Here is a 26,355-nt window from a genome sequence, read left to right as displayed (position 1 = left end):
GTGTGACCGGAATCGGCCGGGGAGTGACCACAGGGAGCCTGTATCCCGCACAACGAGCGGCTCGGCACTTGGGTTACGGACGACGCGCGACCGGACTACGAAGTCAACGCGGGTTAACGCAATGGTGAGTTGGCAAACGCGGAGCGTGGAAGGCCGTCGCGGGCCCGGGTCAGCGCGCGTCGTCCGGGAGGAGCCGGGCGAGGGTGCGCACGGCGCGGTACTGGAGGGTCTTGATGGCGCCTTCGTTCTTGCCCATCACGCGGGCGGTCTCGGCGACGGAGAGGCCCTGGAGGAAGCGGAGCGTCACGCACTCCTGCTGCTGGGGATTGAGCCGCCGCACGGCGTCGAGCAGGGCGGCGTTGGAGAGGGATTCGAGGACGGAGTCCTCGGGGGAGCGCTCGACCTCGTTGGCGTCGAGCATCTCGCCGGTGGTGACCTCCAGCCGGAAGCGGCTGGACTTGAAGTGGTCGGCGACCAGGTTGCGGGCGATGGTCACCAGCCAGGCGCCGAAGTCGCGGCCCTGCCAGGTGAAGGTCCCGATGCGGCGCAGTGCCCGCAGGAAGGTCTCGCTGGTCAGGTCCTCGGCGGTCGCCTTGCCGCCGACGCGGTAGTAGATGTAGCGGTACACGGTGTCGCTGTACTGGTCGTAGAGCCGCCCGAAGGCGTCGGCCTCGCCGGCCTGGGCGCGCTCCACGAGGTCCATCATCCGGGCGCTGTCGCTGTCCGCGGCGGGGCGGCGGGTGGTCGTTGCCCCGGACGGGCGTCCTCGTCTGCCGACGGCGGCGCTGCCGTCGGCCAGTGCGTAGCACGGGCCCACGGGGGCGGCGGCGGCGAAAGCGGGGACGGCGTACGCGGTGGGGACGAGTTCGCGCAACAGGTCTTGGACCGTTTTGACCGTTGCGCGCAGCGTAGCCAGGCCCGAGGCGTCAACCCCGACGTGTGGGTACACGGGACTCCCAGAGGCAGAGCTTTCATCACGTGCAGTGCGGGACCTTTCACCCGTCGTAGCGACGGTGGGGTTCCGGTTTGCGTCTGAGGAGAATAACGCTTCGTATAGGCACTGCTACACCCAGTTGCTCAAATCATCGATTACGTCGTTTCCGTAACCGATTGACACTCGATCAAGTGCCGAACATTGATCGGATGTTGACCGGAATGGTTCAGATTCCGGCCGGGTCCAGCGCGTGTTGTGGCCGGGTGGCGAGTGCGGGGAATGCGGCGCCGGTGGTGTGGGTACGCCAGTGAGATTGGCCCCGTGGGCCCCAGGAGGCGGGCGCGGTGTGGGTGGCGCCGTGCGGGGGCGCTAGCGGCGGCGGCGGTGCAGGGCGATCGCCGCCGCCGTGCCGCCGGCCACCGCGCCGACGCCCGCCGCGGCCGGGATGCCGACCTTGGCGGCCTTGCGGCCGGTGCGGTAGTCCCGCAGGCGCCAGTCCAGGTCGCGGGCGTGTTTGCGCAGTTTGGAGTCGGGATTGATCGCGTATGGGTGTCCGACCAGTGACAGCATGGGGATGTCGTTGTGCGAGTCGGAGTACGCGGCGCAGCGGGACAGGTCCAGGCCCTCGGCCGCGGCGAGGGCGCGGACCGCCTCGGCCTTCGCCGGGCCGTGCAGCGGCTCGCCGACCAGCCTGCCCGTGTAGACGCCGTCGATCGACTCGGCGACCGTGCCGAGCGCGCCGGTCAGGCCCAGGCGGCGGGCGATGACCTGGGCGATCTCCACCGGGGCGGCCGTGACCAGCCACACCTTCTGCCCGGCGTCCAGGTGGGCCTGGGCGAGGGCGCGGGTGCCGGGCCAGATCCGTTCGGCCATGTACTCGTCGTAGATCTCCTCGCCGATGGACTTCAGCTCGGAGACCCGGTGGCCCTTGACGATCGACAGCGCCGAGTCGCGCGCGTCCTGCATGTGCTCGGGGTCCTCGACGCCGGCCAGCCGGAACCACGCCTGCTGCCAGGCGAACCGCCCCAGGTCCCGGGTCCGGAAGAACTTCCGCTTGTACAGGCCCCGCCCGAAGTGGAACAGCGCGGCGCCCTGCATGACGGTGTTGTCCAGGTCGAAGAAGGCGGCAGCCCGGTCGTCGCCGTGGACCGGGAACGGGGGTTCCCCGCCCGGCGCGGAGACGGACTCGTCCCGGGTGGATTTGCGGGCTGCCTCCGCCGCGGCCTCGCCTGCCAACACGCTCCGCGCCGTGGCGGAGCGCCTACGGGGAGTGAGCCATCCGAAAGCGGCCATGTCCGTGAGCATAGCCAGTTTGTTCGGTCGCCCCGCAGCCGTGAGGTTCGGAACGTGTGAACTCCCGGCGACCGGATCGCCGGCCGGCGGCCTGGGGCGGACCCCGTCCGGCGTGCCCGGCAGGCTCCCGGGGGCCCCGTCCGCCGCGCGAGAATGGGCGGTATGAGCCCCCTCTTCCGCCGCAGGACCCCTCAGGTCCCCCAGACCCCTGAGAACCATCTCGTCACCCTCATCCGCAAACCCGGCTGCCACCTGTGCGATGACGCACAGCTCGTCGTGGAGAAGGTCTGCGCCGACCTCGGCGTCCCGTGGGAGCGGAAGGACATCACCGAGGACCGCCGGCTCCACGACCAGTACTGGGAGCAGATCCCGGTCGTCCTGGTCGACGGCCGGCAGCACACCTTCTGGCGTGTGAACGAGGAACGCCTCCGCAGGGCACTGACCGAGCAGTCCAAGTAGGCCGGATGGTCGCTTAGGATCGATGGCGTCTTGGTCTCGGGGGCGTTGATCGTGAGGAGCGTGTACGGCTTTGCCCCCAATGAGAGAGGAACGACGGTGCGCAGGCGCCGGTTCCCCGATCCGGCGCCGGGGGCGCGTGACCCCGGTCACGTTGGCCGGGCAAATCGGACACCATCTTTGTGCACGCGTTCACAAAGACATAGCCTGCTCTCGACGGGGCGGTCATGTAGGGACGTATGACCGCCTACAGCCCCGCTCTACCCGCAGGAGCACCGTGGCAACTGGCCGAACACACCGACCGGCGACCCGCAGCCGAGGGATTCCCGAGGCCACCGTCGCCAGGCTTCCGCTGTACCTCCGAGCCCTGACCGCGCTGTCGGAGCGCTCGGTGCCCACGGTCTCCTCCGAGGAGCTGGCGGCCGCGGCGGGAGTCAACTCCGCGAAGCTGCGCAAGGACTTCTCCTACCTCGGCTCCTACGGGACCCGGGGCGTCGGCTACGACGTCGAGTATCTCGTGTACCAGATCTCCCGGGAACTCGGTCTGACCCAGGACTGGCCGGTTGTGATCGTAGGAATCGGCAACCTCGGTGCCGCGCTCGCCAACTACGGCGGCTTCGCCTCGCGTGGCTTCCGGGTCGCCGCGCTCATCGACGCCGATCCCGCGATGGCCGGGAAGCCCGTCGCCGGCATCCCGGTGCAGCACACCGACGACCTGGAGCGGATCATCCAGGACAACGGCGTCTCCATCGGTGTGATCGCGACCCCCGCCGGTGCCGCCCAGCAGGTCTGCGACCGGCTCGTGGGCGCCGGCGTCACCTCCATCCTGAACTTCGCGCCGACCGTGCTGAACGTGCCGGACGGCGTCGACGTGCGCAAGGTCGACCTCTCCATCGAGTTGCAGATCCTCGCCTTCCACGAGCAGCGCAAGGCCGGTGAGGAGGCCGCCGCCGACGCGGCCGTCCCGGCCGCCGCCCGCGAGGATTCCGCCGAGCAGGGACCCGACGGGGACGTTCCCGCCGTGATGCCGGCATGAGCCTCCTCGTCGTCGGGCTGAGCCACCGCAGCGCCCCCGTCAGCGTGCTGGAGCGGGCGTCGCTGAACGCGGAGGCCCAGGACAAGCTGCTGCACGACACGGTCGCCGCCGAACCGGCCGCCGAGGCCGCGGTGCTGGCCACCTGCAACCGCATCGAGCTCTACGCCGACGTGGACAAGTTCCACGCCGGTGTCGCCGAGCTGTCCACGCTGCTCGCCCGGCACAGCGGCGTCGGCCTGGAGGAGCTCACCCCTTATCTCTACGTGCACTACGAGGACCGGGCCGTCCACCACCTGTTCTCGGTGGCGTGCGGGCTGGACTCGATGGTCGTCGGCGAGGGCCAGATCCTCGGCCAGATAAAGGACTCCCTGGCCCGGGCGCAGGAGCTGCACACCGCCGGGCGGCTGCTGAACGAGCTGTTCCAGCAGGCGCTGCGGGTCGGCAAGCGCGGCCACTCCGAGACCGGCATCGACCGCGCCGGGCAGTCCCTGGTCACCTTCGGCCTGGAGCAGCTGGCCGCCGGAGCCGATGTCGGGGGCTGGGCCCGCGGCAAGAAGGCCCTGGTCATCGGCGCCGGTTCGATGTCCTCGCTGGCCGCCGCGACGCTGGCGCGCGCCGGGGTCGCGGAGGTCGTCATCGCCAACCGCACCTTCGAGCGGGCCGAGCGGCTCGCGCGGATCCTCACCGAGGGCGGCGACACGCGGGTGACGGCCCGCGCGGTGCCGATGGACGCGGTGCCGGCCGAGCTGACACGTGCCGACGTGGCCGTCTCCTGCACCGGCGCGACCGGGCTCGTCCTGACGGCCGACGCGGTCGCCGCGGCGGTGGAGGGACGTACGGGACAGCCCGCCGCGGTCGCGGAGGACCGGCCGCGGGCGGCGGACGCGCGGCAGCAGCCGCCGGCCGCGGCCGGCGACGAGGGCTGCCCGCTGGACCTGTCCGCCGTGCAGCCCGGCTTCTCCGTCATGGGCGAGGCCGCGGTGGCCGGCATGGACGCGGCGACGCTGGAGCAGCACGCGGCCTGGGTCGCGGGCGGGACGGCCGTGGACCGGCCGCGCGAGAGCGGCCGGCGCGGTCCCGAGGCGGACGCCGAGCTGATCGGCGCGCTCGCCGCGACCGCCGCGAGCGCCGGGCGGGTCCCGGAGGCCCGCCGGCCCGAGCCGATCGCCGTCGTGCCGCGCCCGCAGCCCGTGCTGTTCCTGCTCGACCTGGCCATGCCCCGTGACATCGACGCCGCCGTGCACCGGCTGTCCGGGGTGCGGCTGGTGGACATCGAGTCGCTCGCCGAGGCCTCCGCCGACGCGCCGATGGCGGCCGACGTCGACCAGGTCCGGCGGATCGTGGCCGACGAGGTCGCCGCCTTCGGGGCGGCGCAGCGGGCCGCGCACATCACCCCCACCGTCGTCGCCCTGCGCAGCATGGCCGCCGACGTGGTGGCCGGCGAGATGGCCCGGCTGGAGGGGCGGCTGCCCGGCCTGGACGACAAACACCGCGCCGAGATCACGCAGACCGTCAAGCGTGTGGTCGACAAGCTGCTGCACGCGCCGACGGTGCGGGTCAAGCAGCTCGCGGCCGAGCCCGGCGGCGCCGGGTACGCGGACGCGCTGCGCACCTTGTTCGACCTCGACCCGGAGACGGTGGCCGCCGTCTCCCGGGCCGAGGGCGGCAGGAACACCGAGAACAACGGCAAGAACCGAGGGCCGGCATGACTGAGAAGGCACTGAGGCTGGGGACCAGGCGCAGCAAGCTCGCCATGGCCCAGTCCGGGCAGGTGGCGGACGCCGTGAGCCAGGTGACCGGGCGGCCCGTCGAGCTCGTCGAGATCACCACGTACGGCGACACGTCGCGCGAGCACCTGGCACAGATCGGCGGCACGGGCGTGTTCGTGACCGCGCTGCGCGACGCGCTGGTGAGGGGCGAGGTGGACTTCGCGGTTCATTCGCTCAAGGACCTGCCGACGGCGCAGCCGGAGGACCTGGTCCTGGCCGCCGTACCGGTGCGCGAGGACCCCCGCGACGTGATCGTCGCCCGGGACGCGCGGAAGTTCACGGACCTGCCGCGCGGGGCGCGCGTGGGCACGGGTTCGCCGCGCCGCATGGCGCAGCTGAACGCGTACGCGCGCGGCCACGGGCTGGACATCGAGACGGTCCCGATCCGGGGCAACGTCGACACGCGGATCGGATACGTCCGCAGCGGTGAGCTGGACGCCGTCGTGCTCGCCGCCGCCGGGATGAACCGGATCGGCCGTATCGACGAGGTGACCGACTTCCTGTCGGTCGACACGGTTCTGCCGGCCCCCGGCCAGGGGGCCCTGGCGATCGAGTGCGCCGCGGCCGACGCGGAGCTCATCGCCGCGCTCGCGGAGCTCGACGACCCGTTCACGCGGGCCGCCGTGACCGCCGAGCGGTCACTGCTCGCCGCCCTGGAGGCCGGCTGCAGCGCCCCTGTGGGCGCGCTGGCCGACCTGCTGGCCGACGGGCAGATTGTCAAGGAAATGCGCCTGCGGGGCGTCGTCGGCACGACCGACGGCACCGCGCTGGTGCAGCTGTCCACCACCGGTCCCGTGCCCGAGACGCACGAGGGGGCCGTGGCACTCGGCCGCGAACTCGCCGCCGAGATGCTCGCCCAGGGCGCGGCCGGTCTGATGGGGGAGCGAGCACATTGAGCCCCACCACCCTTCCCGCCGGTCCGGAACACGGGCACGTCACCTTCCTGGGTGCCGGTCCCGGAGATCCGGGACTGCTGACCCTGCGCGCTGTGGAGGCGCTGGCGAACGCGGACGTCCTCGTCGCCGAGCACGAGGTGCTCGACGTCGTCCGCGAGCACGCCAGGCAAGGCGTTGCCGAAGTGCACACGGACGCTGATCCTTCGGCGGATCCGGCCGGTTCTTCCTCCGGGCCGCATCCGGGCACAGGCACGCCTCAGCTGACGGTAGTTGACGGCACGTCAACCACCGCGGGCGTTCCCGCTGTGCGGGATGCCGCACATCTTGTCATGGAGGCCGCGCGGGGCGGCAGGCGGGTCGTCCGTGCGGTGTCCGGGGACCCCGGGCTCGACGCGTACGCCGCTGAGGAGATGCTGGCCTGCGCCGCCGCCGGGGTGCCCTTCGAGGTCGTCCCGGGCATCGCGACGGCCGTCGGCGTGCCCGCGTACGCCGGTGTGCCGCTGCGCGACGCCGAGGGCGCCGACGTGCGGTTCGTGGACGCCCGTACCGCCTCCGACCGCTGCTGGACGGAGGTGGGCGCCTCCGACGGCACGGTCGTGGTCTCCACGACGCTCGACTCGGTCGCCGCGGCGGCCGGCGAGCTGGTGGCGGCCGGCCGCAAGCCGGACACGCCGCTGGCCGTGACCGTCGCCGGTACGACCACCCGGCAGCGCACCTGGACCGCCACGCTCGGCACCATCGCGCAGACGCTGAAGCAGGCCAAGGTGCTGCCGTCGCCGGAGGGCGGCCGGCCGGTGATAGCCGTGGTCGGTGAGCGAGGTGCCGCCGCCCGGCGCGAGAAGCTGTCGTGGTTCGAGTCCAAGCCGCTGTTCGGCTGGAAGGTGCTCGTGCCGCGTACGAAGGAGCAGGCGGCCTCGCTCTCCGACCAGCTGCGGTCCTACGGGGCCGTGCCGCACGAGGTGCCGACGATCGCCGTCGAGCCGCCGCGCACCCCGCAGCAGATGGAGCGCGCGGTCAAGGGCCTGGTGACCGGCCGGTACGAGTGGATCGCGTTCACCTCGGTCAACGCGGTCAGGGCCGTGCGGGAGAAGTTCGAGGAGTACGGGCTGGACGCCCGTGCCTTCGCGGGCATCAAGGTCGCCGCGGTCGGCGAGCAGACGGCCAAGGCCCTGATCGCCTTCGGCGTGAAGCCGGACCTGGTGCCGAGCGGGGAGCAGTCCGCGGCCGGCCTCCTGGAGGACTGGCCCCCCTACGACCCGGTCTTCGACCCGATCGACCGCGTCTTCCTGCCGCGCGCCGACATCGCCACCGAGACGCTCGTCGCCGGGCTGATCGAGCTGGGCTGGGAGGTCGACGACGTCACCGCCTACCGGACGGTGCGCGCCTCGCCGCCGCCCGCGGAGACGCGGGAGGCGATCAAGGGCGGTGGCTTCGACGCGGTGCTGTTCACGTCGTCGTCCACCGTGCGGAACCTCGTCGGTATCGCGGGCAAGCCGCACAACGTGACGGTGATCGCCTGCATCGGCCCGGCCACCGCCAAGACGGCGGAGGAGCACGGCCTGCGCGTCGACGTCATGGCGCCGGAGCCGTCCGTGCACAAGCTGGCGGAGGCGCTGGCCGACTTCGGCATGAAGCGGCGGCTGGCGGCGATCGAGGCCGGTGAGCCGGTGACGCGGCCCAGCGAGCGGCGGCCGGGGGCGCGCAGGCGGCGGTCGACGACGACGTGAGGGGATGAGCGGGACGGACGGCGAGTGGCGGTCCGTCCCGCTCGCACCAGGCGGCACACAGGAGCCGTCGAGCGCTTCATTCTCCCAAACTCCTTGCTGCGCCGAGTTGTTCATGACATCCTGCAAGGCTTTGCGCATGTCATGACGGCTTGGAGTCAGGGGGATTCACATGGTGACGGCAGTGGTCGGCGGCCCGTCGGACGGGGACGACGAGCAGGTCAGGCGGCTGGCCGCGAGCTCGTCCAACTTCGGCCACCTGATCGGGCACGAGCCTTTGCTGGTGACGCTCGGCTGCGCCGCGGAGACCTACGTCCACACCGATCCGCACGCGGCCATGGTGAAGGCCCGGCTGTTCGGCGAGATCATGGCCAAGCACCTGGTCACCCTGGTCAACGTCACCGTTCCGGGCAACAAGCAGGTCGACCGCATCAACGCCCTGACCCGGGCCGGGGTGCTCGTTCCCCAGGTGCGTGCGTGGTTCGAGGGAATCCGCACGACGGGCAACAAGGCGGTCCACGAGTACTACGCCAATGTGCGCGCCGCGCTCCAGGCGGTGGAGCTGTGCTTCCGTCTCGGCGACTGGCTGCACCGCTCCCTCGACCCGTCCGACACCACGCACCGCGTCTTCCTGGCGCCCGCGCCCCCGTCCGCCTCGCCCGCCCCCGAGACCGTCGCCGACGCCGCGGAGCTGAAGCAGCTTCGCGCCGAGCTCGACGCCTACCGCCGCAAGCTGGAGGAGGCCCGGCTCAGCTACGACGGCAAGCAGAGCCGCCTGGAGCGCGAGCGGGCCGCCCGTGAGCAGGCCGAGGCGGAGCTGGCCCGTGCCGAGGCCGAACGGGCCGCGCTGCACGACCTGATCGCCGAACTGAGCGACAAGATCACCGAGCTGACGGCTCCGGCCATGGAGTCCCGTTCGGCCGCCCGCCCGCTGGACGGGGCCTCGCAGCGTGACGAGTTCATCGCGCACGCGCAGAAGGCCGCCCGCCCGCCGATGAGCGAGGCGCAGGTCCGCGCCGAACTGGACCGGATCCTGGAGAAGGCGGGCTGGATCGTCCAGGACGACGCCACCAAGAACCTCTTCGCGGGCAAGGGCGTCGCCGTCCGGGAGGTCTCCACCGCCGTGGGCCGTGCCGACTACCTCCTCTACGTCGAGCAGCGCCTGGTCGGTGTCATAGAGGCCAAGCGGGAGGGCGCCGACCTGGAGGCCGCCATGCAGCAGGCCGCCCGCTACGCCACCGGCCTCACGCGCAGCCAGCAGCTCAGCGCGTGGCGGGCCAGCCTGCCCTTCCGGTACGTCGCCGACGGCAACACGGTCCGCTTCCACAACGCGCTCGATCCGTCCCCGCGCACGCGTGAGGTCTTCGCCGTGCACCAGCCGGAGACCATCGCCCGCTGGATCGAGGAGGCCGAGGCCGATCCGGCCGCGCCGACGCTGCGGGCCCGGATGCGCCGCCTGCCGCAGACATTCCTCGACCCCGAACCGCTGCGCCCGGCCCAGGTCACGGCGATCACCGGCCTGGAGCGCTCCCTGGCCAAGGACGACCCGCGTGCCTTGATCCAGATGGCGACCGGCGCCGGCAAGACGTACACGGTGGTCAACGCGAGCTACCGGCTGCTCAAGCACGCGGGCGCCAAGCGCATCCTGTTCCTCGTCGACCGCAACAACCTCGGCAGCCAGGCGGCCACCGAGTTCGAGAACTTCGACACCCCGGACGACGGCCGCAAGTTCACCGAGCTGTACGTCGTGCAGCGCCTGGCCGGTGACACGGTGCTGGGTTCCGCGCACGTCGTGGTGTCCACCGTGCAGCGGCTGTGGCTGGCGCTGACCGGGCGCGAGGTGCCGAGCGCCGACAGCGAGGACGCCGCCCTCGACCGCTACGACCTGGTCGACGAACCGGTCCAGGTCGGCTACAACCCGGACCTGCCGCCGGAGACCTTCGACCTCATCGTCGTCGACGAGTGCCACCGCTCGATCTACGGCAAGTGGCGCGCGGTCCTGGAGTACTTCGACGCCCACCTGGTGGGCCTGACCGCCACCCCGGTCAAGCAGACCTTCGGCTTCTTCTTCCAGAACCTCGTCAGCGAGTACCCGTACGAGCAGGCCGTCGCCGACGGCGTCAACGTCGACTTCGACGTCTTCCGCATCCGCACGGAGCTGGGGGAGAACGGCGGGACGATCCCGGCGGAGACGGTCGTGCCCATGCGGGAGCGCAAGACCCGCCGGGAGCGGTACCAGGAGCTGGAGGAGGACCTGGAGTGGAAGGCGTCCCAACTGGGTCGGCAGGTCATCAGCAAGGGACAGCTCAAGCTCGTCATGGAGACCTTCCGCAAGCACCTGTTCACGGACGTCTTCCCGCCCGTCGGGGAGGGCGAGGCGCAGCGGTCGCGCACGCACGTGCCCAAGACGCTGATCTTCGCCGTCGACGACAACCACGCCGACGAGATCGTCCAGATGGTGCGGCAGGTCTTCGGCGAGGGCGACGACTTCTGCACCAAGATCACGCATGCGGCGAAGCGGCCCGCCGAGCTGATCAAGGCGTTCCGCAACAGCCCCGAACTGCGGATCGCCGTCACGGTGGACATGATCGCCACGGGTACGGACATCCCCCCGCTGGAGTGCGTGTTCTTCCTGCGCGACGTGAAGAGCTGGGCGTACTTCGAGCAGATGAAGGGGCGGGGCTCGCGGACGGTGGACCCGGCCGAGTTCCAGGCGGTGACGCCGGACGCCGAGGTCAAGGAGCGGTTCGTGATCATCGACGCGGTCGGCGTCACGGACTCGCCCCGCGTGGACGCGCGCCCGCTCAACCGCGTCTCCGAGCGGAAGGTGCCGCTGGAGCGGCTGATGGCGAAGACGGCCGGCCTGGCGATGACGGAGGACGAGGTCGCCACGCTGGCGGGCCGCCTGGCGCGCCTCGACCGCCAGCTCACCCCCGAGGAACGGCAGGAGATCGAGGAACTCGCCGGGCAGCCGCTGAGGGAGATCGTCGGCGGCCTGGTCCGGTCCGTCGACCCCGACCAGCAGGAGAAGGCCCGGCGCATCGGCGGCGAGAAGCAGGTCCGCCAGGAGATGCTGGAGGCCCTGAAGCCAATCGCCGCCAACCGCGAGCTGCGGGACCGCCTCATGTCCATGCGCCGCGCCCACGACATCGTCATCGACGAGGTGAGCGTGGACGAGGTGAAGGAGGCACGCGGCATCACGGCGGACGAGCTGGCGATGCGCCGGGTGACCTCCTGGAAGGAGTACCTCAAGGAGCACCGAGACGAGATCGCCGCGCTCAGCCTCGCGTTCGGTGAGCGGCGGGACCCGAAGGAGGTCTACCGACGCCTGAAGGACCTGGCCCGCAAGATCGAGCGCCCTCCCTTCCAGTGGACCCCGGCACGGCTGTACGACGCGTACGTGCAGCTGGGTAAGGCGACCGAGCACCCGCGGGGGGCGGCGGGCGTGGTCGACCTGATCGGGCTGCTGCGCTTCGAGCTGGGCCTGGACGAGGAGGTACGGCCGTACCGGAAGTTGGTGGAGGAGCGGTACGCGGCGTGGCAGGCCCGGCAGGAGCAGGCGGGAGCCGTTTTCACCGAGGACCAGGTGTGGTGGCTGGACCGGATCGTGGACGTCATAGCGACGGACGCGGCGATCGAGCCCGAGCATTTGAAGGACGTACCCTTCATTGAGCGTGGGGGCGTGGACGGGTTCCTTCGGGAGTTCGGGGCCGATCGGGGGGCTGAGATTTTGGATGAGCTGGGACGGGAGTTGGGTGCGTGAGCGAGGGCGGTATTCCTTCGGAACTGCCGAAGGGGTGGGCTTGGGCGACGCTAGATGACGTTGCTGAATCTGTACGCAACGGAATCTTCGTCTCCCGTCCAGGTACGGAGCCCAATGGCGTGCCCATTCTGCGCATTGGGGCAGTCAGGCCGCTTCGGCTGGACCTGAGTGACCTCCGGTATAGCGGCCAGTCTGCAGAGGAACTTGGTGCAGCAGACCGACTGGTCCTGCCCGGCGACCTGCTCTTCACCCGCTATAACGGAAATCCAGAATTGGTGGGCGCATGTGCTTCTGTTCCCGATACGGCACCGCTACTGACATACCCGGACAAGCTCATTCGGGTTCGTGTCGATCGAAGCGTGGTGCTGCCCGAGTTCGTGGCCTATGCATTCTCTTGGGAGGGCATTCGTGCTCGCGTACGTGAGCACGTGAAGACCACTGCGGGGCAAGCCGGCATCGCCGGAGGGGAGCTGAAGAACATCGCCATCCCCTTGCCTCCGCTGGAGGAGCAACGGCGCATCGTTGCTGCGCTTGAGGAGCAGTTGTCGCGACTCTCGTCGGGCACAAGCTATCTGAGCACCTCCATGGCCAAGGCGGATGCGCTGCGGCGGAAGGTCTTGGCGAACCTCACCAGAGCGCCAAGTGACGGCTGGACAGAATACCAACTGGGTTATCTAGCGACCGGTGTTCGCAATGGCATGTATGTGTCCCGCCCGGGAACTGAACCGGATGGAGTTGCCATTCTGCGCATCGGTGCAGTACGCCCGTTGCGACTCGACCTAACCGATCTGCGCTACAGCGCTGTGGAGGAACAGCGCGTCGCGAAGGATGGGTACCTCCTCGCACAAGGTGACCTACTCTTCACTCGCTATAACGGAAATCCCGACTACGTCGGGGCATGTGCAGTCGTGCCAGGAGACACAGGGCCTCTCACCTATCCTGACAAGCTCATCCGTGTGCAACTCCGTCGAGATGTTGCGGACCCAGACTTCGTCGCCATGGCGTGCACCGGCGGTACTGCGCGTCAGGTTATTGCAGCGGCCGTCAAGACAACCGCTGGGCAGGCCGGTATCGCTGGCAAGGATTTGAAGAAGGTGCCGATCTCCCTTCCGTCACTCGATGAGCAGCGGAAGCGGGTGCGCGTATACCGACAATGGGAAACCGTGATCGCACGCTTGGAGGCGGAAGCAGCCAAGGGGGCACGGCGCGCGGAGCAGCTCCGTCGATCTCTTCTCGCTGAAGCGTTCACTGGCCGTCTGGTACCCCAGGAGCCCACCGACGAGCACGCCGGCGCCTTGCTTGACCGTATCCGCGCGGAGCGCCAAGCAGCCGGAGTCACCAAGTCCCGCCGTCGGATCCCGCGCCGGACTCCTGCTCAGCGGAAGAGCGTCCCGGACGTGCCTCCGCCACCCCGAGCAGATACCCCCGCCCTCGCCACCGCCACCCAGCCCACCCTTGACCTGGAGATGCCCTCGTGACCACGACCGAGGCCCGTCGGCTCGTCGACAAGCTCTGGAGTTACTGCCACGTCCTGCGGGACGATGGTGTTTCCACCATCGACTACGTCGAGCAGTTGACGCTTCTCGTCTTCCTGAAGATGGTGCACGAGGCACAGTCCCGCCCGCCGATGTTCCGCGAGCAGATCATGCCCGAGGGGTCGGTCTGGGAAGGGCGTGGCTGGCCCGAGCTTCTGAACAACGACGGTGCCGAGCTCGAAGCCGCCTACACGCAGCTCCTCGAAGACCTCGGCAACCAGCGCAAGGGCACCACTTTCCATCTGATCTTCAACGGGGCCCGCAACCGCATCCACGACCCCGCGAAGCTCAAGCGCCTGGTCAAGGACCTGATCGACAAGGAAAACTGGTCCGGCCAGAAGACCGACATCAAGGGCGACGCCTACGAGGAACTGCTCTCCCGTGGAGCGGAGGACATCAAGTCCGGAGCGGGCCAGTACTTCACCCCGCGTCCGCTCATCCAGGCCATCATCGACTGTGTCCGCCCCACCCCGGACGACACGATCACCGACCCCGCCAGCGGAACCGGCGGTTTCCTGCTCGCCGCCGCCGAACACATCCTTCACGAGTACGGCAACCGCCTCACCCCCGAGCAGCGCAAGCACCTCAGCAGTGGCGGCATCTGGGGCACCGAGCTGGTCAGGAATACGGCCCGTCTCGCCGCGATGAACCTCTTCCTGCACGGCATCGGTCAGCCCACTGGCCCCACCCTCATCCATGACCGTGACGCCCTCATCGCCCCGCCCACCAAGCGCGCGAGCCTGGTCCTGGCGAACCCGCCCTTCGGTAAGAAGTCGTCGATCACCGTCTACGGTGACGACGGTTCCGCAGCCCGCGAGGCGATCGCCTACGAGCGGCGCGACTTCTGGGTCACCACGACCAACAAGCAGCTCAACTTCGTCCAGCACATCGCCTCGCTGCTGGAGATCCACGGCCGGGCAGCGGTCGTCGTCCCCGACAACGTCCTCTTCGAGGGCGGCGCGGGCGAGACCATCCGCCGACGCCTGCTCAAGGAGTACGACGTCCACACGCTGCTGCGCCTGCCCACCGGCATCTTCTACGCGGGCGGTGTCAAGGCCAACGTGCTGTTCTTCGAGCGCAAGCCGGCCCGCCCCAACCAGCCGTGGACCGAGAAGCTGTGGGTCTACGACTTCCGTACGGCCCAGCACTTCACCCTCAAGCAGAACCCCCTCACCCGGGCCCACCTTGAGGACTTCGTGCAGTGCTACCAGGCCGACGACCGCTCCAAGCGGGTGGAGACCGAGCGCTTCAAGGCGTTTACGTACGAGGAATTGGCCGCCCGCGACAAGGCCAACCTCGACATCACCTGGCTCCGCGACCCGAGCCTCGACGACGCGGACAATCTGCCCGCGCCCGAGGTGCTGGCCGCCGAGATCGTCGAAGACCTCCAAGCCGCACTGGAGGAGTTCGCAGCGATCGCGGAGACGTTGCAGCAGGCTCGGAGTGGTGAGGGCTCTGTGGAAGAGACAGGCCCGGTCGCCGACTGACATGCAGATGCGGCCCGCACCGGGACTCGGTGCGGGCCGCGCGTGCCGACTCCGTCAGTGTGCGGAGGCGTACGGCAGGAAGGTCGCCCACGTGGTGGGTGCGAGGGTGAGGCGGGGGCCGTCCGGGTTCTTGGAGTCACGCACGAGGATGTGGGCGGGGGCGGTGGCCACCTCGACGCAGTCGGGGCCCTCGTCTGTGCTGTAGCTGCTCTTCGTCCACTCCGGCTCGAACGTGTTCTCTCGGGTCATGTCTCTCCGATCAACGGGGCGGTCCGCACCCTGTCGGTGGGGTGCGGGCCGGGCGGGTCCGTCTTTCAGCGTGCGGAGGCGTACGGCAGGAAGCGTGCCCACGCGGCGAGAGTGAGGGCCAGGCGCGGACCGTTGGGGCTCTTGGAATCGCGCACAAGGACGTGATCCTGGTCGGGGGCGGCCACCTCGACGCAGTCGGGGCCGTCAGGCGTGCTGTAACTGCTCTTTATCCACTCCAGCTTCATGTCTCTCCAAGCACTTTCTCGATGAAGGCCAGTGACTCCCGAGGGGTGAGAGCCTGTGCGCGGATGATCCCATAGCGGATGTCCAGCACCTGGACCTCTCTTGGGTCGGTGATCACGCGGCTGACAAGTTGGACTTCGTTGTGTCCGACGGTGCTGCCATCCCGCAGCCGCAGCAGCCTGAACGAACCCCCTAGGCCTGCGTTGTCCTCCCGATCCAAGGGCAGGATTTGCAGGTCGACGTTCCTGGTCCGCCCGGTGTCCAGCAGGTGTTCGAGCTGCCTTCGCAACACCATCCTGCCACCGATGGGGCGCCGCAGCGTCGACTCGCATTGGACGAAGCTGAAGACCCTGGGTGGCGCTTCGGTGAGGATGTTCTGGCGAGCCAGGCGGGCGGCCACCTGCTGTTCCAACTCCTCGTCCGCAAACGAAGGCCGTCGGGTGGCCATCGATGCGCGTACGTACTCCTCCGTCTGCAACAGCCCATGCACGACGGAGTTGTTGTAGGCGCACAGCTCTGTCGCCTCCGCCTCCAGCTTCTTCAAGTTCCGTACCTTCTTCGGGTACCGGACCTCCGCCACGTCCTGCTTGAGCGCCGCGATCTTGCCGCCCGCGCCGCACACCTCGTCCGCCGCGTCCAGGTACTCGGGTCGGGGGATCCGTCGTCCCCGCTCCACCGAGGAGACCAGTTCCTCGCCATAGCCGATGGCCGCGCCGAACTCGGCCTGGGTGAGGCCGGCGGCCTCGCGCCACAGCTTCAGTTGCCGGGCGACGGTGCGCATCACGGCCCCGGCCTCTTCGTCGTCCAGCCCCGCTTCCCACCCGCTCATGTCCGCGCCCTCCCGTCACGTGCTCTTCCCCGGACCAACTCCGGCCGTCCCCGCCCGGTCACCCCGGGCAGCCCGGACGGAACCGGACACACACCGGACAGCCGCCGGTCGCACGGGCCGCCCCGCTTCACAGCGTACGCACGCGTGAACACGCTGAGTGACGTGAACCAGGAAATCGCCATGCTGCGGACTCCCCTCCGCCGGTTCTCCATGCCGTTCTCCGCCACCCGCCGGGGTGCCCGTCTCGCCCGGCTGCTCGCCGTCGAACGGTTGAGCACCTGGGGATTGCCCTTGGACCCGGCCCGGCTGATCGTGGCCGAACTCGCCGCGAACGCCGCCGTGCACGGCAGGGTCCCCGGGCGCAGCTTTCGCCTCGCCCTGACGGCCACCGTGTGCGGGGTGCTGCGCGTCGAGGTGACCGACGCCAAGGGGGAGTGCGTGCCCAGGCGCCGGGACGCCTCACCGGATCCCGCCGAGTCGGGCTACGGTCTGTTCCTGGTCGAGGAGTTGGCGGACCGCTGGGGGGTGCGGACCGGGCCGGTGCCGTGCAAGACCGTGTGGGCCGAGATCGACCTCGGCGACCGTCGGTGACCCGCCGCCGAGGGGCCCGCACCGGCGTCCGGGAACACGGGATCCGGTGGGGCGCGGGCCGGGGCCGCGGGCGGTAAAAGACCAAAGAACCCGGGGAAAAAACCCGCCCAACCAGCCAAACCTCGCGTGTGTCACCCGGGTGGGTGAAACCGGTCGGTGCGGCTGGCGCGTCGGCGGATCGGACGTGCAGTCTCGCCCCAAGGCACCACCACAACCCCACACATGCATCGGCCCCCGCAGGGACTGGCATCCCGAGCGAGGGCCTGACCATCGAGGAAGAAGAGAGCTTCCCCATGGCTGAGACGAAGCCTATCGCTGCCGCGCGTCCGCATCAGGGTGTTCGGCGGACCACCACCCGGTCCGGTGTCATCCACGTACGGGCGTACCAACCCGACCGGTACACGATCGTCGGCAACCACCTCGCCCAGCACCGCGAGCTGTCGCTGACCGCCATCGGACTGGCCACCCACATCCTGTCGCTGCCGGAGGGCGCCCCGGTCGACATCCGCAGTCTCGCCGAGCGCTTCCCCGAGGGGCGGGACCGGATCGCCTTCGCCCTGCGGGAGCTGGAGGCGCACGGCTATCTGGAGCGGGTGCGGGAGCACACGGAGTCCGGCCGGCTGGTCACCCGTACGTACGCCCACCACTCCCCGGACACGGCGGCCACGGCAGCCGCGCCTCTCCGCGTGGCGGGGCGGCCCCCGGCCGGGCGCCGTACCGTCGAGCGTCAGCCCGTGGTCCGCACGACGGACGTACCAGCCGCCCCCGGGGAGGAGGATCAAGCCCCTCCCCGGCAAGCGCCCGCGCCCGAACCGGCGATGCCCACGGTGAGCGCGCCCCCGGACCCCCGGCACCACCGCGCCGCCGCCCTCCTCGCCGGTCTGCGACGCACGGACGACCGCCTCATCCTCTCCCGCCGGGACGTGGACCGGCTCGCGCCGGCCGTCACCGCGTGGCTCGACAACGGGGTCTCGGCCGCCGTGGTCCACCACGCCCTCACGGACAGCCTTCCCGTCGACCTGAGGAACCCGGCGAAGCTGATCGGTTACCGGCTCGACGCCCTGCTGCCGGTACCGGTGCCCGCCCGCCCCACGCCCGTACCGAGGACCGCGGCCGGGCCGGGAGCGGCTCGCCGTCCCGATCCCCTCCAGACCTGCGACGGCTGCGAGCGCGCCTTCCGCGCCCCACGGCCCGGCCACTGCCGTGACTGCCGCCCCCGGGAGACGGTCGTGGGGGAGAAGGCGTGCGCGGCATGAGCATGTGCCTGCCCGTATCGCCGGCCGCACCGCCCCGATCCAGGTGGCGCCGTTCCTATACTTGCCGCATGGACCGGGACCTGGAGCGAGCCGCCCTCGTCGCGCTGCTGCGGCGCGGCGATCGTGCCTGGTCCGATCTCACCGATCAGGTGGAGACGGTCGGTAGCGCCCGCGAGGTCCTGGAGAACTCCCTCGATCCCTCGGGGCAGGGAGCGCTCTTCGACACGAGCCCCTCAGTTGACCTTGCGGCGATCGTGGCTGAGATCGCCGGCTGGGAGCGCGAGGGCATGCGGCTGGTCACGATCCTCGACCACGATTACCCCCTGTACCTGAGGCTCGTCCACCAGCGACCGCCGTTCCTCTTCCTGCGCGGGACGTCTGCTGATGACGATCTGCGGGTCGCCGTCGTGGGCACGCGCACCCCCACTCCTGAGGGGATCGCTCACGCCCGCGCCATCGCCGGCGGCCTGGCTGAGCGCGGCGTCACGGTCGTGAGCGGCCTGGCCGCCGGTATCGACACCGCGGCGCATGGCAGCGCTCTGGCTGCCGGTGGACGCACCGTCGCCGTCGTCGGAACCGGACTGCGGCGCGTCTACCCAGCGCAGAACGCCCGGCTTCAGCAGGAGATCGCCGAGCGAGGTCTGCTGATCTCGCAGTTCTGGCCCGATGCGCCTCCCTCGAAGACGTCCTTTCCGATGCGCAACGCGGTGATGAGCGGCTACAGCCTGGCCACCGTGGTGATCGAAGCCGCGTACCGCAGCGGTGCGCGGATGCAGGCTCGACTTGCTCTGGAGCACGGCCGGCGGGTCTTCCTCATGCGCTCCCTGCTGACGCATGAGTGGGCGAGGGAGTACGCGACCAGACCGAACACGACCGTGATCGACGGTCCCGAGGATGTTTTCCGTCATCTCGACTCGCTCGTCCCCAGCACGGGCGAGCTGACCTGGGCCTAGTCGGCGGACCGGCGTGGCAACCGTCGTCGGACTGTCCGCTCGCTACGCCAACTTCCTGGTGCACCCCCTACTGCCCGGGCCCGGCGTCTGTCAGATCTGCCGTGGCCCGGCCAAGTTGGGATATCCCACATGCTGGCCGTGCCATGAGGCAGCCAGGCATCTGGGGACCGGGGTCGCCGATACCGTTGTCCCGGTCAGTCTGGCTCTCAAGGGCGAGCAGTTCGCCAACGAGCTGTGGCGCTACAAGAACGCTGCCGGACCGCAGCAGCAGTTCTTCCGCATGGGCCTGGCGGCGGTTCTGTGGCGCTTCCTCGCCCTGCACGAGCGTGTATCTCCACTCACTGTGCCGTGACCGGTTTCCATACCGTCACCACCGTGCCGAGCACCAGTGGGCGGCGGGAACATCCCTTACGCACCATGGTCGCCGAGGCGGTGGGGGTCACCCGTGGTCGCCACCGTGATCTTCTCCGTCCGGTGCCAGGAGCAGCTGACCTGGGTCGTGCAGCCTCCTCCGGGCGGTATGCGTCAACGGCGCTCTGGGGCGAGAACGTCCTGCTCATCGATGACACCTGGACCACTGGCAGCCACGCGCAGTCTGCGGCCGCCGCGCTGAAAGCGGCCGGTGCGGGCAGCGTGGCGATCGTCGTACTCGGCCGTCACCTCAATACGGACTACGGCAACACGGCACACCATGTAGAACAGGCGAAACTGCGCCGGTTCTCCTGGGGCGTCTGTTCCCTGCGCCCCTGGGAACACGGCTGACGATCAAGCTTTCCGCGGTCGTCCTGCGCCGACTGCACGTCGGCAAAGGCATCGGCGGGCCGGGCGTAGCGTAGTGGTATGACGACGTACGGATCCTTCCCCGGCACCCGGCCCCGGCGTCTGCGGACCACGCCGGTCATGCGCCGCATGGTCGCCGAGACCCGGCTGCACCCCGCCGACCTCATCCTTCCGGCCTTCGTCCGCGAGGGCGCGAGCGAGCCGGTGCCGATCGGTGCGATGCCGGGCGTCGTGCAGCACACCCGGGACAGCCTGAAGAAGGCCGCCGCGGAGGCGGTGGAGGCGGGGGTCTCCGGGATCATGCTGTTCGGCGTGCCCGAGGAGGCGAAGAAGGACGCCCTCGGGACGGCCGGCACCGACCCCGACGGGATTCTCCAGGTCGCCCTGCGGGACGTGCGGGCCGAGGTCGGGGACGACCTGCTCGTCATGTCCGACCTGTGCCTGGACGAGTTCACCGACCACGGGCACTGCGGGGTGCTGGACGAGCACGGGCGCGTGGACAACGACGCGACCCTGGAGCGGTACGCCGAGATGGCCCAGGTGCAGGCCGACGCGGGCGCCCATGTGGTCGGGCCGAGCGGGATGATGGACGGTCAGATCGGCGTCGTCCGGGACGCGCTGGACCAGATCGGGCGGGAGGACGTGGCGATCCTCGCCTACACCGTCAAGTACGCCTCCGCCTTCTACGGGCCCTTCCGGGAGGCCGTGGGCTCCTCGTTGCGGGGCGACCGGAAGACCTACCAGCAGGATCCCGCCAACATCCGCGAGTCGCTGCGGGAGCTGGCGCTGGACCTGGAGGAGGGCGCCGACATGGTGATGGTCAAGCCGGCCGGGCCCTACCTCGACATCCTGGCGCGGGTCGCGGACGCCGCGGACGTGCCGGTGGCGGCGTACCAGATCTCCGGTGAGTACGCGATGATCGAGGCCGCCGCCGAGAAGGGCTGGATCGACCGGGACCGGGCGATCCTGGAGTCGCTCACCGGCATCAAGCGGGCGGGCGCGAGCACCATCCTCACGTACTGGGCGACCGAGGTGGCGCGGAAGCTGGGGTAGCCCCAGCGCCACGGAGTCGGACTTCGGCCGGTCTTCAGTAGGCCAGGGCGTCGTCCATGCTCGACTGCCAGTAGGTGACCGCCAGGGAGCTGTCGTAGTAGACGCCCTTGGCCGGCAGGGACGGCGTGGCCGCCGCGCCGCCGCTGCTGTTGGGGGTGGCGCCCTGGAAACCGACGGTCAGACGGTGGCCGGTGGTGCCGCCGTCGCCGCTGCCGTCGGCGGCCGCCAGCAGGACGCCCGCGTAGCCGGACTCCCCGGGCGCCAGGGTCGTCACCGCCTGCGGCCGGGAGCCCTCGACCGCGCGGGGCACCCACTGCATCTCGTCGAAGCGGAGCACCGGGTAGTAGGTCAGGTCGCACGTCTTCGAGCCGGTGTTCTTCACCGTGATCAGCAGGTGGTTGAGCGGGCGGGAGACCTGCTGGGCGGTGACGGTGGTGTTCGCGCCGTTGCACAGGACGCGGTTCCCGGGCGCGTGGGGGTCCGACGCGCCGCCCTGCCCGGCGGAGGACGCCTTCCCGGAGCCGGAGCCGGAGCCGGAGCCCGAGCCGGAACCCGACCCGGAGCCGGTGCCCGCGCCGGTGGCCGCGGTGGCGGACCGGCCGGTGCCCGCGCCGCTCGTGGTACCCGCGTCCGACTGCGCGGAGCCGCCGGACGACACCTCCGGGGACGCGGAGCCGCCGGCGGCCGGTGCGGACGACGTCGACGCCGCGGGCTTGGACGCCCCCTCGTCCTTGACGCCGGTACCGTCGTTGCAGGCGGTCAGCGCGAGGGCGGCGAGGGTCGCGCCGGCCGCGGCGAGCAGACGGGCACGGGGGGCGGAGGTGCGGGCGGTGCGGAACGTACGCATGGCTGTTCTCCCGTGAGAGGGGTGCGGAGCGGCCGCTCGACCGGGTGCCGGGAGCGGCGTGCTTGGATGACCGGAGCTTGTCCGGTGTTCCGTCCCGGCCGCCAGGTCTGGCGGGGCGTCAGGGACACTGGAATGCCGGCAAGGCTTTGACCAGGGGAGATGACCGTTCCCTGGAACACGGGGATGGGACAGGGGGAGGGACCGACCGTGACCGGAGACACCGCTGCCGCGGAGTTCGCCGCGCTGCTGAGGGAGTTGAAGGAACGCTCCGGGCTGAGTTACGGGGTGCTCGCCAGACGGCTGCACATGAGCACGTCCACACTGCACCGCTACTGCAACGGGGACGCCGTGCCCACGGACTACGCGCCCGTGGAGCGGCTGGCCCGCCTGTGCAAGGCGTCCCCCGGGGAGCTGGTGGAGCTGCACCGGCGGTGGGTGCTGGCGGACGCGACGCGAGGGCGGAAGGGGGCCGGGGCGGCCAGTCGCGCCGGGGCGACGGGCGCGGCCGAAACGTCCGCCTCCGGTTCCGCCGGTCCGACAGGTTCGCTCGGTTCTGCCGACCCACCCGGTTCCGGGGACGCCACCGGAGCCGGTGGTGCTTCCGGGCCCGGAGGTACCTCCGGGTCCGAGAGCCTCTCCGGGGCCGACAGCGCCGCCGGGTCCGAGAGTGCCTCCGGTGCCGGGGATGACCCCGGCACCGGGGACGACCCCGGTGCCGATCGGGCGGCGGCTCGGGAGACGGCGGCCCTCCCGCAGACGCCGTCCTCCGGCGGGCCGCCCGCCCGTGCCCGGTCCGGACAGGAGCCGCCCGGGGAAGTCCCCCGGCCGGAGGACGGACCACCGCCCGTGGAGATGCCACAGGGGCCGGAACGGCCCGCTCCGCCGCGCGGGCCTCGCCGTACCCGGGCCGCGCTCGCCGCCGGGACCGCCGTGGCCGCCGTCGCCGGGCTCGTCGCCCTGGCCGTGAGCCTGCCCGCCGACGAGGCGGACGAAGGCCGCCGGAGTCCGGCCGGTGCCGTGTCCGCCGAGCCCGAGGCGACGGGCGGCACACGGGCATCGGCGTCCGCCTCCCGCTCCGCCGCGCCGTCGCCCTCCTCCTCGCACCGGCAGAAGGGCGAGGCCACCGCGACGGCGGCCGGACCGTCCGCCTCCGCGAGCCGGGACCGCGGCGCCGGCACCGGTGCCGGCGCCGGCGGCGGGGACGGCAAGGGACCGGCCGTCTCCGGCGCCCGGGCGGGCGTCCCGCTGACCGTGTCGGTCCAGCCGTACACCTGGCAGGGCCCCTGCGACCAGCGCTATCTGGTGAACCGGCCGCCGCAGGAGGTGTCCCCGCCGCCGCAGGAGCAGGACGCGCCGGGTTGGGTGGCCGCGTTCGGCGCGGTCTCCTCGGGGCAGCAGTTCGTGACCCTCACCGTCCAGGGCACCGGCGAGGAGACGGTGGTCCTCAAGAGCCTGAAGGTGCGCACGGCCGGCAAGCGGTCGCCGCTCCCCTGGAACGACTACGTCATGGGGTACCCCGGCGTCGGCTGCGGGGGCGGCGTCCCGGAGCGGTTCTTCACCGTGGCGCTCGACGCCGCCCGCCCCGCCGTCGTCCCCGAGGCGGGGGGCGCCGACTTCCCGTTCAAGGTGTCCGAGTCCGACCCGGAGGTGTACCACGTCCTGGCCGACGCCTCCGCCTACGACGTGCGCTGGTACCTGGAGCTGGAGTGGTCCAGCGGCTCCCGGCACGGGACGCTGGAGATCAACGACAACGGGCGGCCGTTCCGCACCAGCGGCAACAACGGGCGGCCCGCGTACGAGTTCCCCCTCGGCGGCGAGAAGTGGGTCGAGGAGGGGACGACGAACGGGGCGGCCGGGTGAGCGCGCGCCGGGGCGGTCCGGTGTCCGGATCCCGGAAAACCGCGTGTAGACGGCAGGTATATCTCTAGGGTGCGGGCAGAAGCCGAGCCGCCGTCCCGAAGGAGCCGTGCCGTGACCGTCCGCGAGCCCGTGACCCGCCCCGCCCCCCTCCCGCCGCTCGCCGCGCGGGCCCGTTCGGCCGGGGGCTCGCCCGTGCGTGACATCCTCGCCGTCACCGCCCGCCCCGAGGTGATCAACTTCGCGGGCGGGCTGCCCGCGCCGGAGCTGTTCGACGCGGAGGGGATCGCCGCCGCCTACCGGGCGGTCCTCACCGAGGTGCCCGAGCGGGCCCTTCAGTACTCCACGACGGAGGGCGAACCGGCGCTGCGGTCCGCGCTCGCCGCCCGCGTCACCGCCCGAGGTCTGCCCACCGGCCCCGACGACATGCTCGTCACCACCGGCTCCCAGCAGGCCCTGTCCCTGCTCGCCACCGCGCTGCTCGAACCCGGCGACACCGTCCTGGTGGAGGACCCGTGCTATCTGGCGGCCCTCCAGGTCTTCGGCTTCGCGGGCGCCCGGGTGGTGCCCGTGCCCGGCGACGCCGACGGCCTGGACCCGCGGGCGCTGGAGGAACTGGTGCGGCGGGAGCGGCCGAAGCTGCTCTACACGGTCCCCACCTTCCAGAACCCCACCGGCCGCACCCTGCCCGCCGGCCGCCGCGCCGCCGTCGCCGAGGCCGCCGCCCGGTGCGGGCTGTGGATCGTCGAGGACGACCCGTACGGGGAGCTGCGCTTCGAGGGCGAGCTGGTGCCGTGGATCGCCTCCCTCGACGCCGCCCGCGACCGCACCGTGCTGCTCGGCTCCTTCTCCAAGGTGATGGCCCCCGGCCTGCGGCTCGGCTGGCTGCGCGCGCCGGCCGCGCTGCGCCGCGCCTGCGTGGTGGCCAAGCAGGCCGCCGACCTGCACACGCCCACCGTGAACCAGCTCGCCGCCGCCCGTTATCTGGCCGACCGGGACCTGGACGCCCATGTCGCGCGGATCGCGGGCGTGTACCGCGTCCACCGGGACGCCATGCTCGCGGGGCTGGCGGACGCCCTGCCCGAGGGTGCCACCTGGAACCGTCCCGAGGGCGGCATGTTCCTGTGGGCCCGCCTCCCGGAGCGGTACGACACCACCGCGCTGCTGCCGGCGGTGCTCCGGCACGACGTGGCGTACGTCCCCGGCGCCCCCTTCCACGCCGGTGAGCCCGACCGCTCGACGCTGCGGCTGTGCTTCGTGACACAGACGCCCGAGGAGATCGCCGAAGGGCTGCGGCGGCTGGGGAAGGGCCTGCGGGAGGGGGCGGCGGCCTGGTGACCTGCGCGGTCCGGGCCCGCGGGCCTAGGTCCAAAGGCCGGGATCGGTTGCGGCCGTGGGCGGCGGACAGGGGGAGCGGGGCGTTCGTACGGTGAAGGCATGTGTGACACCGCGCAGAGGACGCCGTTCGACCTCGACACCTATCTGAAGCGGATCGGATGGGAGGGGGAGCGGCGCGCCGATCCGGCGACGCTGCGGGGGGTGCACCTCGCCCACCTGCGGTCCATCCCGTTCGAGAACCTGGACGCCGTCGGCGGCCGGGCGCCCTCCCTGGACCTCACCGAGCTGACGGCCAAGCTGCTCCACGGGCGGCGCGGCGGCTACTGCTACGAGCACAACACGCTGTTCGCCGCCGCGCTCCGGGAGCTGGGCTTCGACGTCACCCGCCTGGCCGCGCGGGTGGTGCTGGGCGCCGATCGCCCGGAGAGCCGTCCCCGCACCCACATGGCGCTGCTGGCCGGCATCCCGGGCGAGGCGCGGCCCTACCTCGCCGACGTCGGCTTCGGCGCGTTCGGCTCCCTGCTGGAGCCGGTGCCCCTGGCCACCGGCACCGAGTTCCACGCCGCCGGGCGCCGCCACCGCCTGGTCCACGCGCCGCACCGGGGCCCGCTGGAGATGTGGGTGCTGGAGGCGTTCCGGGCGGCCGAGGGCGACTGGGAGGCGCAGTACGCGTTCACCCTGGAACCCTTCGAGCACGCCGACTTCGAGGTCGCCAACTGGCACGTCGCCACCAGCCCGCGGTCGCCGTTCAGTCACCGCCCCTACGTCCAGCGCACCGCGGCCGACCGGTATCTGCGCCTCCACGGCCGCCTGCTGACCGAGGTCCGCGCCGACGGGACCGTCACCGAGCGGGAGCTGACGGGGGAGGCGGAGGTGCGGCGGGTGCTGGAGGAGGAGTTCGGCGTCCGGGCGCCGGAGGGGCTGACGCTGCCGGCCTGACCGCCCCGGCGGCCGTCCCGTACGCAGGACGCCCTCCCGGTGCTCACCGGGAGGGCGTCGTGCGTGCCGTGCGTGCGTGCGTGTCGTCGTACGGGACGGGGTCAGAGGCGCTCGGGTGTGCGGATGCCCAGCAGTGCCATGCCCTGGTGCAGGGTGCGGGCCGTCACGTCGCACAGGAACAGGCGGTTGCCCACCTGCTCGGGCGTCTCGGCCTTCAGCACCGGGCACTTGTCGTAGAAGGTCGTGTACAGGGACGCCAGCTGGTACAGGTACGCGGCCAGCTTGTGCGGGGCGTACTCCGCCGCGGCCTCCGCGACCGTCTCCGCGAAGGCGTCGATGTGCAGGCCCAGGGCGCGCTCGGCCTCGTGCAGGGCCAGCTCCGGGTGGGCCTGCGGGCGGGCCTCGCCGGCCTTGCGCAGGATGGACTGGATGCGGGCGTAGGCGTACTGGAGGTAGACGGAGGTGTCGCCGTTGAGGGAGACCATCTGGTCGAGGTCGAACTTGTAGTCGCGGTTCGCCGACGTCGA

At 71.3% G+C, this 26,355-nt stretch carries 24 protein-coding genes; 17 read left to right on the top strand and 7 right to left on the bottom strand.

What is annotated here, in order from left to right:
• Positions 1 to 169 precede the first annotated feature (169 nt).
• Together AB0L74_RS32860 and AB0L74_RS32855 are read right to left on the bottom strand one after the other, a co-directional pair.
• Positions 170 to 949 (bottom strand): ECF subfamily RNA polymerase sigma factor, BldN family, encoded by a 780-nt coding sequence (locus AB0L74_RS32860; protein WP_029382190.1) that lies wholly within the window; start codon positions 947 to 949, stop codon positions 170 to 172.
• Between the two features lie 354 nt (positions 950 to 1,303).
• Positions 1,304 to 2,227, bottom strand: coding sequence for an HAD-IB family hydrolase (locus tag AB0L74_RS32855; RefSeq protein WP_365660656.1), 924 nt, complete (start codon positions 2,225 to 2,227; stop codon positions 1,304 to 1,306).
• 153 nt (positions 2,228 to 2,380) lie between these two features.
• Between AB0L74_RS32855 and AB0L74_RS32850 the strand changes: the two genes are divergently transcribed.
• The 8 genes from AB0L74_RS32850 to AB0L74_RS32815 all read left to right on the top strand — a co-directional run bounded on the left by AB0L74_RS32850 (position 2,381) and on the right by AB0L74_RS32815 (position 14,893).
• Positions 2,381 to 2,686: a glutaredoxin family protein gene (locus AB0L74_RS32850; protein ID WP_365660653.1), complete on the top strand. Its 306-nt coding sequence runs from the start codon at positions 2,381 to 2,383 to the stop codon at positions 2,684 to 2,686.
• A 274-nt stretch (positions 2,687 to 2,960) separates the two neighbouring features.
• On the top strand, positions 2,961 to 3,719 hold the full coding sequence (locus AB0L74_RS32845; protein WP_365660650.1) for a redox-sensing transcriptional repressor Rex: 759 nt from the start codon (positions 2,961 to 2,963) through the stop codon (positions 3,717 to 3,719).
• Positions 3,716 to 5,428 (top strand): glutamyl-tRNA reductase, encoded by a 1,713-nt coding sequence (locus AB0L74_RS32840; RefSeq protein ID WP_365660647.1) that lies wholly within the window; start codon positions 3,716 to 3,718, stop codon positions 5,426 to 5,428. Before AB0L74_RS32845 ends, AB0L74_RS32840 begins: the two co-directional genes overlap by 4 nt.
• Positions 5,425 to 6,384: a hydroxymethylbilane synthase gene (hemC, locus tag AB0L74_RS32835; RefSeq protein ID WP_365660644.1), complete on the top strand. Its 960-nt coding sequence runs from the start codon at positions 5,425 to 5,427 to the stop codon at positions 6,382 to 6,384. Before AB0L74_RS32840 ends, hemC begins: the two co-directional genes overlap by 4 nt.
• Positions 6,381 to 8,111, top strand: a complete 1,731-nt coding sequence (locus AB0L74_RS32830; protein WP_365660641.1) for a bifunctional uroporphyrinogen-III C-methyltransferase/uroporphyrinogen-III synthase — start codon at positions 6,381 to 6,383, stop codon at positions 8,109 to 8,111. Before hemC ends, AB0L74_RS32830 begins: the two co-directional genes overlap by 4 nt.
• A gap of 169 nt (positions 8,112 to 8,280) precedes the next feature.
• Complete coding sequence (locus AB0L74_RS32825) at positions 8,281 to 11,871, top strand: DEAD/DEAH box helicase family protein (RefSeq protein ID WP_365660638.1); 3,591 nt, start codon at positions 8,281 to 8,283, stop codon at positions 11,869 to 11,871.
• On the top strand, positions 11,868 to 13,349 hold the full coding sequence (locus AB0L74_RS32820; protein WP_365660635.1) for a restriction endonuclease subunit S: 1,482 nt from the start codon (positions 11,868 to 11,870) through the stop codon (positions 13,347 to 13,349). The genes AB0L74_RS32825 and AB0L74_RS32820 overlap by 4 nt, the downstream gene beginning before the upstream one ends.
• Positions 13,346 to 14,893, top strand: a complete 1,548-nt coding sequence (locus tag AB0L74_RS32815) for a class I SAM-dependent DNA methyltransferase (protein WP_365660632.1) — start codon at positions 13,346 to 13,348, stop codon at positions 14,891 to 14,893. Before AB0L74_RS32820 ends, AB0L74_RS32815 begins: the two co-directional genes overlap by 4 nt.
• A 54-nt stretch (positions 14,894 to 14,947) precedes the next feature.
• Here the strand turns inward: AB0L74_RS32815 and AB0L74_RS32810 are convergent, their stop codons facing one another.
• The 3 genes from AB0L74_RS32810 to AB0L74_RS32800 form a co-directional block, all read right to left on the bottom strand.
• The gene (locus tag AB0L74_RS32810; protein WP_365660629.1) at positions 14,948 to 15,142 is read right to left on the bottom strand and encodes a DUF397 domain-containing protein; all 195 of its coding nucleotides are present in this window, start codon (positions 15,140 to 15,142) and stop codon (positions 14,948 to 14,950) included.
• Between the two features lie 65 nt (positions 15,143 to 15,207).
• A complete protein-coding gene (locus tag AB0L74_RS32805) occupies positions 15,208 to 15,387 on the bottom strand; it encodes a DUF397 domain-containing protein (protein WP_365660626.1) in 180 nt (59 codons plus the stop codon).
• On the bottom strand, positions 15,384 to 16,214 hold the full coding sequence (locus tag AB0L74_RS32800) for a helix-turn-helix transcriptional regulator (RefSeq protein ID WP_365660623.1): 831 nt from the start codon (positions 16,212 to 16,214) through the stop codon (positions 15,384 to 15,386). Before AB0L74_RS32800 ends, AB0L74_RS32805 begins: the two co-directional genes overlap by 4 nt.
• A gap of 162 nt (positions 16,215 to 16,376) precedes the next feature.
• On the opposite strand from AB0L74_RS32800, the gene AB0L74_RS32795 reads away from it, so the two are divergent.
• The 6 genes from AB0L74_RS32795 to hemB all read left to right on the top strand — a co-directional run bounded on the left by AB0L74_RS32795 (position 16,377) and on the right by hemB (position 20,847).
• Positions 16,377 to 16,805 carry an ATP-binding protein gene (locus tag AB0L74_RS32795; RefSeq protein ID WP_365660620.1) on the top strand — a complete coding sequence of 143 codons (429 nt, stop codon included), beginning with the start codon at positions 16,377 to 16,379 and terminating at the stop codon, positions 16,803 to 16,805.
• 293 nt (positions 16,806 to 17,098) lie between these two features.
• Positions 17,099 to 18,061 carry a helix-turn-helix domain-containing protein gene (locus tag AB0L74_RS32790; RefSeq protein ID WP_365660617.1) on the top strand — a complete coding sequence of 321 codons (963 nt, stop codon included), beginning with the start codon at positions 17,099 to 17,101 and terminating at the stop codon, positions 18,059 to 18,061.
• 68 nt (positions 18,062 to 18,129) lie between these two features.
• Entirely contained in the window at positions 18,130 to 19,014 is an 885-nt protein-coding gene (locus AB0L74_RS32785) for a DNA-processing protein DprA (RefSeq protein ID WP_365660614.1), read from the top strand.
• A 13-nt stretch (positions 19,015 to 19,027) separates the two neighbouring features.
• Complete coding sequence (locus tag AB0L74_RS32780) at positions 19,028 to 19,366, top strand: hypothetical protein (RefSeq protein ID WP_365660611.1); 339 nt, start codon at positions 19,028 to 19,030, stop codon at positions 19,364 to 19,366.
• Positions 19,367 to 19,389: 23 nt separating this feature from the next.
• Positions 19,390 to 19,776, top strand: a complete 387-nt coding sequence (locus tag AB0L74_RS32775; protein ID WP_365660608.1) for a hypothetical protein — start codon at positions 19,390 to 19,392, stop codon at positions 19,774 to 19,776.
• Between the two features lie 78 nt (positions 19,777 to 19,854).
• A complete protein-coding gene (gene hemB / locus AB0L74_RS32770; protein WP_365660605.1) occupies positions 19,855 to 20,847 on the top strand; it encodes a porphobilinogen synthase in 993 nt (330 codons plus the stop codon).
• Positions 20,848 to 20,881: 34 nt separating this feature from the next.
• Here hemB and AB0L74_RS32765 read toward each other — a convergent pair whose 3' ends face one another.
• Positions 20,882 to 21,694, bottom strand: coding sequence for a DUF4232 domain-containing protein (locus AB0L74_RS32765; protein WP_365660602.1), 813 nt, complete (start codon positions 21,692 to 21,694; stop codon positions 20,882 to 20,884).
• A 207-nt stretch (positions 21,695 to 21,901) separates the two neighbouring features.
• On the opposite strand from AB0L74_RS32765, the gene AB0L74_RS32760 reads away from it, so the two are divergent.
• The 3 genes from AB0L74_RS32760 (at position 21,902) to AB0L74_RS32750 (ending at position 25,828) form a co-directional block, all read left to right on the top strand.
• Positions 21,902 to 23,554, top strand: a complete 1,653-nt coding sequence (locus AB0L74_RS32760) for a helix-turn-helix domain-containing protein (protein ID WP_365660599.1) — start codon at positions 21,902 to 21,904, stop codon at positions 23,552 to 23,554.
• Between the two features lie 111 nt (positions 23,555 to 23,665).
• Positions 23,666 to 24,889, top strand: coding sequence for a PLP-dependent aminotransferase family protein (locus AB0L74_RS32755; RefSeq protein WP_365660596.1), 1,224 nt, complete (start codon positions 23,666 to 23,668; stop codon positions 24,887 to 24,889).
• A 99-nt stretch (positions 24,890 to 24,988) separates the two neighbouring features.
• A complete protein-coding gene (locus tag AB0L74_RS32750; RefSeq protein WP_365660594.1) occupies positions 24,989 to 25,828 on the top strand; it encodes an arylamine N-acetyltransferase in 840 nt (279 codons plus the stop codon).
• A 101-nt stretch (positions 25,829 to 25,929) separates the two neighbouring features.
• Here AB0L74_RS32750 and AB0L74_RS32745 read toward each other — a convergent pair.
• Positions 25,930 to 26,355 (bottom strand): DALR anticodon-binding domain-containing protein (locus AB0L74_RS32745; protein WP_365660591.1); only part of this gene is annotated, 426 nt, incomplete at its 5' end.

Source organism: Streptomyces sp. NPDC052020 (assembly GCF_040680575.1).
Lineage (GTDB): Bacteria > Actinomycetota > Actinomycetes > Streptomycetales > Streptomycetaceae > Streptomyces.
Note: the sequence above shows the minus strand (reverse complement) of the source record. Positions and strands in the feature narration are given on the sequence as shown.

Coding starts and splice junctions, on each gene's coding strand:
- AB0L74_RS32850 (WP_365660653.1), top strand. CDS start 2,381: ATGGGCGGTATGAGCCCCCTCTTCCGCCGCAGGACCCCTCAGGTCCCC.
- AB0L74_RS32805 (WP_365660626.1), bottom strand. CDS start 15,387: ATGAAGCTGGAGTGGATAAAGAGCAGTTACAGCACGCCTGACGGCCCC.
- AB0L74_RS32800 (WP_365660623.1), bottom strand. CDS start 16,214: ATGAGCGGGTGGGAAGCGGGGCTGGACGACGAAGAGGCCGGGGCCGTG.
- AB0L74_RS32750 (WP_365660594.1), top strand. CDS start 24,989: ATGTGTGACACCGCGCAGAGGACGCCGTTCGACCTCGACACCTATCTG.
- AB0L74_RS32810 (WP_365660629.1), bottom strand. CDS start 15,142: ATGACCCGAGAGAACACGTTCGAGCCGGAGTGGACGAAGAGCAGCTAC.
- AB0L74_RS32785 (WP_365660614.1), top strand. CDS start 18,130: ATGGACCGGGACCTGGAGCGAGCCGCCCTCGTCGCGCTGCTGCGGCGC.
- AB0L74_RS32765 (WP_365660602.1), bottom strand. CDS start 21,694: ATGCGTACGTTCCGCACCGCCCGCACCTCCGCCCCCCGTGCCCGTCTG.
- AB0L74_RS32855 (WP_365660656.1), bottom strand. CDS start 2,227: ATGGCCGCTTTCGGATGGCTCACTCCCCGTAGGCGCTCCGCCACGGCG.
- hemB (WP_365660605.1), top strand. CDS start 19,855: ATGACGACGTACGGATCCTTCCCCGGCACCCGGCCCCGGCGTCTGCGG.
- AB0L74_RS32840 (WP_365660647.1), top strand. CDS start 3,716: ATGAGCCTCCTCGTCGTCGGGCTGAGCCACCGCAGCGCCCCCGTCAGC.
- hemC (WP_365660644.1), top strand. CDS start 5,425: ATGACTGAGAAGGCACTGAGGCTGGGGACCAGGCGCAGCAAGCTCGCC.
- AB0L74_RS32790 (WP_365660617.1), top strand. CDS start 17,099: ATGGCTGAGACGAAGCCTATCGCTGCCGCGCGTCCGCATCAGGGTGTT.
- AB0L74_RS32825 (WP_365660638.1), top strand. CDS start 8,281: ATGGTGACGGCAGTGGTCGGCGGCCCGTCGGACGGGGACGACGAGCAG.